The sequence below is a fragment of the Halobacillus sp. genome (assembly GCF_049282395.1).
In the GTDB taxonomy this organism is placed as follows: Bacteria; Bacillota; Bacilli; order Bacillales; family Halobacillaceae; genus Halobacillus.
This window is the reverse complement of record NZ_JBAPTY010000302.1, coordinates 1-9,958: the sequence shown is the minus strand read 5'-3', so window position 1 is coordinate 9,958 and position 9,958 is coordinate 1. Positions and strand designations below refer to the sequence as shown.

The 9,958-nt window shown below is 41.6% G+C and carries 10 protein-coding genes; 7 read left to right on the top strand and 3 right to left on the bottom strand.

The window, feature by feature from the left end:
- Positions 1 to 568 precede the first annotated feature (568 nt).
- From WAM07_RS13030 to WAM07_RS13000, 7 genes are all read left to right on the top strand, one after another.
- On the top strand, positions 569 to 952 hold the full coding sequence (locus WAM07_RS13030) for a hypothetical protein (protein ID WP_422167482.1): 384 nt from the start codon (positions 569 to 571) through the stop codon (positions 950 to 952).
- Between the two features lie 3 nt (positions 953 to 955).
- Positions 956 to 1,219, top strand: a complete 264-nt coding sequence (locus tag WAM07_RS13025) for a cory-CC-star protein (RefSeq protein ID WP_014644354.1) — start codon at positions 956 to 958, stop codon at positions 1,217 to 1,219.
- Between the two features lie 27 nt (positions 1,220 to 1,246).
- On the top strand, positions 1,247 to 2,194 hold the full coding sequence (locus WAM07_RS13020) for an ArsA family ATPase (RefSeq protein ID WP_422167480.1): 948 nt from the start codon (positions 1,247 to 1,249) through the stop codon (positions 2,192 to 2,194).
- Positions 2,195 to 2,342: 148 nt separating this feature from the next.
- Positions 2,343 to 3,101, top strand: coding sequence for a PRC-barrel domain-containing protein (locus WAM07_RS13015; RefSeq protein ID WP_422167478.1), 759 nt, complete (start codon positions 2,343 to 2,345; stop codon positions 3,099 to 3,101).
- A 283-nt stretch (positions 3,102 to 3,384) separates the two neighbouring features.
- A complete protein-coding gene (locus WAM07_RS13010) occupies positions 3,385 to 4,302 on the top strand; it encodes a proline dehydrogenase family protein (protein ID WP_422167476.1) in 918 nt (305 codons plus the stop codon).
- A 27-nt stretch (positions 4,303 to 4,329) separates the two neighbouring features.
- Positions 4,330 to 5,877 carry an L-glutamate gamma-semialdehyde dehydrogenase gene (gene pruA, locus WAM07_RS13005; RefSeq protein WP_422167474.1) on the top strand — a complete coding sequence of 516 codons (1,548 nt, stop codon included), beginning with the start codon at positions 4,330 to 4,332 and terminating at the stop codon, positions 5,875 to 5,877.
- A 128-nt stretch (positions 5,878 to 6,005) separates the two neighbouring features.
- The gene (locus WAM07_RS13000; protein WP_422167473.1) at positions 6,006 to 7,268 is read left to right on the top strand and encodes a PucR family transcriptional regulator; all 1,263 of its coding nucleotides are present in this window, start codon (positions 6,006 to 6,008) and stop codon (positions 7,266 to 7,268) included.
- 115 nt (positions 7,269 to 7,383) lie between these two features.
- Here the strand turns inward: WAM07_RS13000 and WAM07_RS12995 are convergent, their stop codons facing one another.
- From WAM07_RS12995 to WAM07_RS12985, 3 genes are all read right to left on the bottom strand, one after another.
- Positions 7,384 to 8,274 (bottom strand): fructose bisphosphate aldolase, encoded by an 891-nt coding sequence (locus WAM07_RS12995; protein WP_422167471.1) that lies wholly within the window; start codon positions 8,272 to 8,274, stop codon positions 7,384 to 7,386.
- 202 nt (positions 8,275 to 8,476) lie between these two features.
- On the bottom strand, positions 8,477 to 8,890 hold the full coding sequence (locus WAM07_RS12990; RefSeq protein ID WP_422167469.1) for a DUF3021 domain-containing protein: 414 nt from the start codon (positions 8,888 to 8,890) through the stop codon (positions 8,477 to 8,479).
- Positions 8,891 to 9,346, bottom strand: a complete 456-nt coding sequence (locus WAM07_RS12985; protein WP_422167467.1) for a LytTR family DNA-binding domain-containing protein — start codon at positions 9,344 to 9,346, stop codon at positions 8,891 to 8,893.
- Positions 9,347 to 9,958: the final 612 nt, after the last annotated feature.

The window sequence follows — 9,958 nt, the reverse complement described above, 5'->3', positions numbered from 1 at the left end:
GTTTCGAGATATCGGGTTAGTCTGTAGGTCCTTCGGGGGACGATTTCGCTTTCCGTGGGCATGTGCTGAGCCTCCTCAGTCTTCGACTTCCGGGGTCTCACCGATCATGTTTATCCCACAGGAGTCTACATCGTCCCCCTCCAGACCTTGCCCAGTCAGAAGTTCGAAACCACTTCATACATCACCTGCGTAATGAGGAATTAGATCATGTGGTTTTGTGCCTATTTTCAGGATGTAACGCCCCGCAATAGCCTATCATAAAAGGATTTAATCCCGATAAAGTAGGAGAATCTTTCTCTTCTGGAAGGGTCCGTTCACAATATTAGAGTTGGGTTGGTGGGGAAATGGCGAGACTCCCATGGGAGTAGGAACTAGGTGAGATCCCGCAGGGAGTGTAACGAGCGAGGAAGCTCACCGTTCCCCCATAGGAAAGCGAGTTATTTCCCCACCAGCCCTCCTCCATTTAATGTAAAGGACCCAATTATCTCGAAATCAAGTCTTCAACAAACGGGAGCTTTACTGTAAAACTAACAAGGAGTTTAGAGGGTATAAAAAGGAGGACTATATAATGGTGGAAGTCATGATTATTCGTCCAGAGCAGGAAGTCGGGATGGGATGTTGCGGAGGGATTTGCAGTGACCGTGATGGATTGATTCATATGCAGGATGAATTCAAACATCATGAAAAGGACAGGGAAGCCTTAGGAAGACTATATCAGGAAACAGAACGTGAATACGGCGACCTTGTGCAGATTACATTTCTCGACCCTAGAAATACGCTGGCCATCTTCCTCTATTTTCTAAAACAAGTGAAGGAGCAGCATCTCTCTCTAGTAAAAGCCGGGAAGTACATTCTTTTTCACATGAAATATAATGCTATTTTTATAAATGGAAAACTCGTTGAAGATCATGAAGCCTATAAGCGAGAACTGCAAGCTGAAACAGGAGGGTAATGAATGGATAAAAAATTTTCATTGAAGAATCTTATTGAGTGGTACGATGAAGTGCTCAGTCTTCCTCACAAGCAGGAAATTGCCAGAGAACTGAGAGATGAAGATGACTTATTTATGCTACTGGTCTATTCAGACATGCTCGGGATCCCGAACCCTGCTTTCTATTATACGTTGGAACTGTATCCTTACATTATCGAAAAATTCCACGATTGGCATTTGCGGATGGGAATGGAGAAATCACCGCTCGATGGAATACGCTGCTGCTGAGAGAGAAAAGAAAGGGAGAGATAATCTATGAATCACCTACAGGGAAATAAAATCGTATTTGTCGGTGGTAAGGGAGGCGTCGGTAAATCTACGTCCTCGGCTGCGATGGCAGCTGCATTTGCCAGAGAAGGGTATCAAACGCTAGTTGTTTCCACAGACCCTGCTCATAATCTCGGTGATATATTCCATGAAAAGCTGGAGCATGAGAAAACAAAACTTGACGCTAATTTGTGGGGAATGGAAGTGGATGCGGAGAAGGAATCAAAGCGCTACATTCAGGAAGTAAAAGAAAATCTGGAAGGACTGGTCAAATCCAAAATGGTGGAGGAAGTGCATCGTCAGATCGACATGGCTAGTGCTTCGCCGGGAGCAGATGAAGCTGCCTTGTTCGACCGATTGATTTCGATCATTCTAGATGAAGCACCGAACTTTGATAAAATCGTGTTCGATACGGCTCCAACCGGTCACACAGTGCGGCTGCTCTCCCTGCCTGAGCTGATGTCTGTCTGGATCGACGGCATGCTGGAACGCCGGCGAAAAACGAACCAGAACTATACCGAACTGCTTAATGACGGCGAACCCGTAGAGGATCCGATTTTTACTATTTTACAAAAACGAAAAGAGAAATTTGCAGCTGTACGTGAAATCATTCTCGACGAGAAGCAGACGGGTTTTATTTTTGTGCTGATCCCCGAGCGCCTGCCTATTTTAGAAACGAAGCAAGCGATCAAACAGCTTGCCCAGCATGACCTTCCCATTCGGACACTAATTATAAATAAAGTCCTTCCCTCGCACGCTGATGGCACGTTCTTAGAGCGGAGAAGACAACAGGAACAGATCTATCTGAAACAGATCAAGGAAAGTTTCTCGGAGCAGGAATTAGTAGAAGTACCTTTATTCGAAGAAGATGTATCGGATATGGACAAGCTGCTAGCGTTTGCCGACCATTTACGAAAAGCTGTCGTTGGAAGCTGAATCTATGTTTACTAAAGTGCCCTGGAAAGTATAAAAAACTTTCTAGGGTTATTTTAATATAACAAAAATCACTATTTTCCCGTTTAATCTTTTTAGTAGAGTGGGAATTGTCTAATAAGAAACAAATTCTACTAAGAGGTGAATAACTATGTTTTTGAATGCTACTAGTTTAGAAAAACTGACACTCGTAGCTCAAGATGGAGAAATGGGAAAAATTAAAGATTTATATCTTGATGATGAGAATTATACAATCCGTTATTTGACCATTGCATCCGAGAAATGGTTCCCTGATCAAATCATCTACTTATCACCTTCAGCAATTAGCCGGATTGATTTCGATAAGAAAGTTATTGAAGTTAATCATACTCGTGAAGACTTGCGGGAAGGAGCCGGCTTACGCGATGAGAAAGAATTGGATCCAGAAAAAGAAGCTGAGTTTGCTGACCGTTTTAACTGGAGTCAGTACTGGGCTGGTGAAAGCGTATGGGGTGAGCAGGATACACCGCTCGATTCCGAATCAGAAGCAGCAAGCCAGCAGACAGCCGTCAGTACGCCGGATCGATCTAATCATTTAATAAGTGTCAACCATATGAAAGGCGTCTTCAGTCACGCGGATGTATTTGCGGGTGAGGAACATGCCGGTTATATCACAGATGTTTTAATAGAAGAAGAAACATGGATCATCCGTTATTTTGTAGTTAGCACAGGCAGCTGGTCAACCCATGCATTTACGCTTATTTCCCCAGATTGGATTGAGGAAGCTAATTGGAGCGAGGATCAAATCCAGGTATCCTTAACCTTAGAAGGTATTGAGAAAGGACCGCTGTACCAGAAAAATAAAGCGGTTACCCGCAGCTTTGAAGCAGATTTGTATCAGAGCTACGGAAAACCAGCCTATTGGAAATAAAAGAAAAGAATGGAAATGGTTTCATCCTATGTCTAAGTGGGAACACCTGCTAGTACGTTTGATATATTGAAATAATAGTTAAATACAATCGCCCAAAATAGGAAAATTTGATTCGACATTGTGGGGATACCATAAAACAAGGTGGTAAAGATTGTGGTTGGAGCACGTTGATGCTCCAACCCATTAATCGTTATAATTTTCTTAACAGATGAAATTGTTTGAATTCCATCGAAAACAAACTCCACATAAACATGAAATAGAGGATTGAAGGAGTGTGGTGGTCTTGGAAGCCATAAGTAAGAACTTTTTCTTATACCTGTCAAACAACAAGGTATTAGACCGCTTAGCAAAACGATATGGATCAAGATTTGGGGCTGACAAGATTGTAGGCGGAGAGAAATTCTCGCAGGCAATTCCTTTGATTGAGCAGCTTAACGAGGAAGGATTGGAAGTTACAGTGGATCACCTGGGTGAGTTCGTTAATTCCGAATTGGAAGCAAAAGAACGTAAGCAGGAATGTATCGAAACAATCCAGTCCATTGCTCATAATCAATTGAACTCTGAAGTTTCCTTGAAATTAACCTCACTGGGGATGGATATCAGTGAGCAGCTTGTTAAGGAAAACATGGAGGATATCCTGGAAGAAGCCAAGAAACACGGTATAACGGTAACGATTGATATGGAAGACTCTTCAAGGTGCCAGGCCACCCTTGATATGTATAAAACCTTGAAGGCGAAATATGACAATCTCGGAACCGTGCTTCAATCGTATCTCTACTGTACAGAGGAAGATTTAAAGGAGCTTCAGCCTTATGCCCCTTACCTTCGTTTAGTGAAGGGTGCTTACAAGGAGTCAGGGAAAGTAGCCTTTACAGAGAAGGAATCAGTAGATGAGAACTTAAAACGGTTGATTAAAACGAATCTTCTGAATGGTCACTACACAGCTGTTGGAAGTCACGATGATGCGATCATCGACTATACAAAGAAATTAGCTGAAGAACATGGAATTTCCAGAGATCAATTTGAGTTTCAAATGCTCTACGGCATGCGAAACCAGTTGCAGAAAGATTTGAAAGATGAAGGGTACACCGTACGGGTCTATCTTCCTTATGGAGAAGACTGGTATGGATACTTTATGAGGCGCTTAGCAGAAAGGCCTGCCAACATTGCCTTTGCTATAAAAGGAATCTTTAGTAAATAATTTAATTTTTTGAAGGGAGTTTTTATCATGGTCACACCATACAAACACGAACCATTCACAGATTTCTCAAAAGAGGAAAATGTAAAAGCATTTGAAGAGGCACTAAAACAAGTAAAAGAAGAACTAGGTCAAAAACACGACTTATTAGTAGATGGGGAGCGCATTCGTACGGATGAGCAAATCGAATCCACTAACCCAGCTAATACCAAGCAGCTTGTAGGCTCTGTTTCCAAAGCTAACCAGGACATCGCTGAAAAAGCAGTTCAGTCCGCGTCCGAGGCTTTTGAAAGCTGGAGAAAATGGTCTGCGCGCGCACGTGCTGAATTACTATTCCGTGCAGCGAGCATTATTCGCCGCCGTAAGCATGAATTCTCTGCATACCTAGTTTACGAAGTAGGTAAACCTTGGAAAGAAGCGGATGCCGATACAGCTGAAGCCATTGATTTCCTTGAATATTACGGTCGCCAGATGATCGAATTGAAAGACGGTAAACCAGTAGAAAGCCGTCCAGGCGAGCAAAACCGTTACGTTTATACTTCTACTGGTGTAGCTGTAGTCATTCCACCATGGAACCTTGCTTTTGCGATCATGGCAGGTACTACGGTAGCTCCACTTGTAACAGGAAGCACAGTAGTCATGAAACCGGCAAGTAACAGCCCGGTAATTGCTGCTAAATTCGTAGAAGTACTAGAAGAAGCAGGTCTTCCAAAAGGCGTATTAAACTACGTACCAGGAAGCGGTAAAGATGTAGGTGACTATCTTGTCGATCACCCGAAAACCGCATTAATCTCCTTCACTGGTTCCCGCGACGTAGGTACACGTATTATCAAGCGTGCAGCCGAGCTTCAAGCTGGTCAGAACCACCTGAAACAAGTTATCGCTGAAATGGGCGGTAAAGATACCGTAGTCGTCGATAATCAGGCGAACCTTGAAACGGCAGCAGATGCCATTATCACATCAGCGTTCGGTTTCTCCGGACAGAAATGTTCATCCGGTTCCCGTGCTGTAGTCCATCAGGATGTTTACGATGAACTGCTTGATATGGTTGTAAAACGTACGAAAGAACTAACAGTAGGAAATGCCTCTGAAGGCAATGTATATATGGGACCTGTCGTGGATCAGGCTGCTTATGATAAGATCATGGGTTATATGGAAGTAGGTAAAGAAGAAGGTCGCTTAATGACCGGCGGTAAAGGCGATGATTCCAAAGGTTACTTCATCGATCCTACCGTATTCGCTGATCTTGCACCTAATTCCCGTATGCAGCAGGAAGAAATCTTCGGACCAGTGGTCTGCTTCACCAAAGCATCTGACTTCGATGAAGCCATCGACATTGCTAACAACACCGAATATGGTCTGACAGGCGCGGTTATCTCTGACAACCGTCAGCACTTGGAAAAAGCGAAAGAAGATTTCCACGTAGGTAACCTGTACTTCAACCGTAATTGCACTGGTGCGATTGTAGGCTACCAGCCGTTCGGAGGATTCAAAATGTCTGGTACTGACTCTAAAGCCGGTGGGCCGGATTATCTTGCTCTTCACATGCAAGCGAAGACCATCTCAGAAAAATTCTAAAATGAATGAGTATAAAGCTCTCCCGTTTTCGGGGGAGCTTTTTTCTTTTGCTTTTGATTTCCTGATGAAATCGCTATAATGGAGAATAAATAAGTGAAACCATTCTACTTGGAAAGGTAAGGATTCAGATGGAAATTAACGAGTTAATTCTTCAAGTAGAGGATATCCATAAAGCAACCGAGCTGATCAGTTCCAAATTGCGTAAGCCAGTCATTATCGAAAATAAAAATTTCGAATTGATTTCATACAGCTCTTCGATTGAGGAATTTGATCTTACTCAGCAAAAAACGATTCTCTCAAAAAAATGCCCCCTTTTCATTATTGATCGATTAAAAAAAGAGGGAATTGTACAAAGACTGGAGAAACGGCAGGACCCGATCCGGATTCAACCGATTGAGGAACTCGGTTTTCACCAGCGCATTGTTATATCCGCCACACATTTAGGATACACAATGGGGTACATTTGGGTTCAGGAGTCCGATGAACTGCTTACCAAAGAAGAGCTGACGTTTTTAGAAGAGGTAACGCCTCATCTCGGCAAACTAATCTATGATGTTTATGAACGGATGAACGCGAAGGAAGGAAGGAGAGAGGACCTTCTATGGAAACTTCTCCACCATGAATACGATAGTGAAAGTCAGTTTCGTCATGACGCTACCCTTGCTAAGCTTACGATCCCGGATCGTTTTTCGGTTGTCGTTTTTTCAGTTACGGCTCCCCGGTATAAGTACATGCTGGATTATCTGCAAAAAGCTATTCAGGACTTTTCCTTAAGAAAAAGTGTTCATTTTCTTAAGACCGAATTCCAAATGATTCTCGTGGTTCATGGTGTTCAACAGGAAGAGTTTTCCTCACGCAACCTGGCGAGGTTCTTGATTGATGAGATCAAAGAGCATAGTAAGGAAGATGAATTTTACAACTTCCTTATTGGGGTAGGGAAAGAATATACCATCCTCGCCAATATGCGAAAGAGTTTTCTGGAGGCCCTTGAGGTAATTGAGATTGCGAACTTTATTACCCCTCGTCCAGAAACGATGCCTAGAGAGTTTTCCAAGCTTGGCATCTACCGCTATCTAGCCGCTTTATATGAAAAAAACAGCTCTGAAGACTACTACAGCGATGATTTGTTGACGCTTATCCAGAATGATAAAGAGAAACAAACGGACCTTCTGCGTACGCTTGAGGTCTACCTTGCGAACAATGGAAAAGGTAAGCAGACGGCTAGTGAGTTGTTCATACATCCGAATACCCTTAACTACAGGATTAAACAAATTCAAGAGCTGACCAATATTGATTTTAACGATTTTAATGTAAAAACCTATTTGTACACAGAGCTTTTGCTGCTTAACAATGTTGAAGCTTATTATCAGAGGTACAAAGAAGTGCTATAATCTAAAACATTTAACACCATCATTGCCTGGAAGCAATGATGGTATTTTTATTTTTGGTAAACGTAAAAAAAGTGCCGGGTTTACGTAAAAGTAAACCCGACACTTTCAATGTGCTTTATTTCTTATTAACAGAAGCGTCATGAATGGAATCTACAGCACTTTTCAGTGATGCATTAAATGCTTCTTCAGACTGATTGGCATTTAAATCAGCGATAAGCGCTCTGGAGAAGCTTGCAATAAGACCATGATTTTCTTTCAGTTTTTCGTTCGCTTCATCGCGGGAATAACCGCCTGACAGAGCGACAACTCGAAGTACGCGTGGGTGGTCAATCAATTCTTTGTATGTGTTTGCTTTGGTTGGAATAGAAAGCTTCAGCATAACATTTTGATCTTCACGCAATTCATTCAACTGTTTAAGAATCTCGTCTTTTAAGATTTCTTCGGACTGTTCTTTATCCTCACTGTGAATGTTAACTTCCGGTTCGATGATCGGGACTAAATCATAGTCCAGAATCTGTTTACCAATCTCAAATTGCTGTTCTACTACAGCCTTGATACCGATTGTATTCGGTTCGTGGATGACAGAACGCATTTTCGTACCGAAAATATTGCGTTCATTAGCACGGCTCAGCGTATCATCTAAATCATGAATAGGCTTCATAAGCTGAACGCCAGTTTCCTGATCGGCCAGGCCTTTATCTACTTTTAAGAAAGGTACGATCCCTTTATCGGAAAGGTAATCGGCCGTGTACTTGCCTTCAATTTCGCGGTCCATCGTTTGTTCAAATAGAATGACCCCTAGAATTTGATCGGAATTGAAGGAAGGTGAAGTAATAAGTCTGGTACGCATCTGGTGTACCAAATCGAACATTTCGTCCTCATTTGAATAAGAATCTTCCGGTACACCGTAATCAGCTAATGCCTTTGGCGTACTGCCTCCGCTCTGGTCAAGCGCAGCGATGAAACCTTCCCCGTTCTTAATCTTGTCAAAATGACTGTTGTTCATGTTATCCACTCCTTTTCTGATTCTTTCTCAAAATGACTTCCTTATATAGTCTTCCCATTATTTCAGGTAACCTAACACCAAATGTGGTTCAGGAAGAAGAAATGTCACTCTCTACATTATGATGGATAATAAAACAAGCGTCCAGGATGAGTTTCCTGAACGCTTGCCGCAGCTTTTTAATAGAAGCAGCTTGAATAAGTTTTTAATGAATATGCTTTAGATCCTCGTTAATTTTTTTTATTTGGTTTTTATAATAGAGATAAAATGCTGTCCAAATGACACTGTAGAGAACGAGAGCAACTCCTGTGAATAATAAGATGCTGGCTATTCCTTGTGGAATCCATCCAATTCCATAAGCCAGAATAAAGTATGCGGCCATGACGGTTACAAAATGCAAGGCAGTTTGCTGGGAAAGCTTAAGAGAACGAATTTCAAAGTAAAGTGGAGTCACCGAAAATAACCATCCGCAAAATATGTGACCTAAAGAGTTCTTTACAAAAAGACTCGAATCAAGCGTAGTTTGATCGCCAAATAAGATGATCGAATACGTAATTAGTACAGCTAAAAATCCTCCAAAAAAGATACCGATCAAACTTCTAAATAGAAACGTTTTCATTTATTTGTCCCTCCTGTTTATTCGTAAGACTTCTTTAATACGTCCTACATAGTGTCTAGAAGCATACTCTTTTACTCCAGAACGAAAATGTACCGATAATGTTCCGTTAAAGGAAGGTTCAAAATGACTGATTTCATAGAGATTGGCGATCACAGATTTGGAAAGGCGTATAAATTTCCGTGGTGATAGCGTTTCTTCTAGCTCATATAGCTTCTCTTTTACTTTAAACCTGCCTTCTGAAGTAGTAGCCAGTACTGAATCTCCCTCCGAATGAAAGTAGTGCACTTGATCCGGCTTTAAAATGTGCTGCTCCTCCCCCTTTTTTCCAATGATGAATTCCGTCTTTTGTTGATTTAAGTAATCTAAGATGTCTTTAATGGAATCATCCATTTCCATGCAGTTAATAGTGACGCTTGTTTCTTCATACTTACGGTCGACGTCGAGTAAGACTTTCACTTGGATCATCCTTTAAGTTATTGATTTCTTAAGTTTAGTATAAGATTGAAAAACAAGGTTGTCATGGGAATAAAGGTAAGAGGTCTTTTTGGATCGATAAAATGCACAATTAAGGAACTGTGCTGCATCCTTTCGAAGAGGAGCAAGTCTCACCATGGCACATCCCAAAAAGACTCTTGAAGAGCAGGAAAGTAGAAGGTGAAAAGGAATTACTGACCTGTGGACTTTCTTTAAATCTGATTGTGCAGATTGGGACTTGTGGATATATGAGATGGGTTACGAGAGGAAAAACAAAAGGGGAAAATATCATTAGCGGACATAGCATCTTATCTAATTATTTATTATCCTCAGATGTTAGATTAGAGCTTCTTATGCGGGTTAAAAGAGATTCACTAGACGTTTGAATTTACGATGAGGATGAAAAATGGCTGCGCCGCCAAAAGAAGATTGTTATATGCTGATTAGAGTTCAATGATTACATAACCATATGGAGCTACAACCAACTATTCTATCCTCTTGAATTTTGGTCGCTTTTAATAACTTTTTCACAGAAACTTCAGCCTTTTTAGATTGCTGAGAAGGGTTGATGAAAAATAGAAGTGTCTGCTCATC

Bases quoted from the DNA above. Each gene is read 5' to 3' on its own strand.
- WAM07_RS13030 (WP_422167482.1), top strand. From the start codon at position 569: ATGGTGGAAGTCATGATTATTCGTCCAGAGCAGGAAGTCGGGATGGGA.
- WAM07_RS13025 (WP_014644354.1), top strand. From the start codon at position 956: ATGGATAAAAAATTTTCATTGAAGAATCTTATTGAGTGGTACGATGAA.
- WAM07_RS13020 (WP_422167480.1), top strand. From the start codon at position 1,247: ATGAATCACCTACAGGGAAATAAAATCGTATTTGTCGGTGGTAAGGGA.
- WAM07_RS13015 (WP_422167478.1), top strand. From the start codon at position 2,343: ATGTTTTTGAATGCTACTAGTTTAGAAAAACTGACACTCGTAGCTCAA.
- pruA (WP_422167474.1), top strand. From the start codon at position 4,330: ATGGTCACACCATACAAACACGAACCATTCACAGATTTCTCAAAAGAG.
- WAM07_RS13000 (WP_422167473.1), top strand. From the start codon at position 6,006: ATGGAAATTAACGAGTTAATTCTTCAAGTAGAGGATATCCATAAAGCA.
- WAM07_RS12995 (WP_422167471.1), bottom strand. From the start codon at position 8,274: ATGAACAACAGTCATTTTGACAAGATTAAGAACGGGGAAGGTTTCATC.
- WAM07_RS12990 (WP_422167469.1), bottom strand. From the start codon at position 8,890: ATGAAAACGTTTCTATTTAGAAGTTTGATCGGTATCTTTTTTGGAGGA.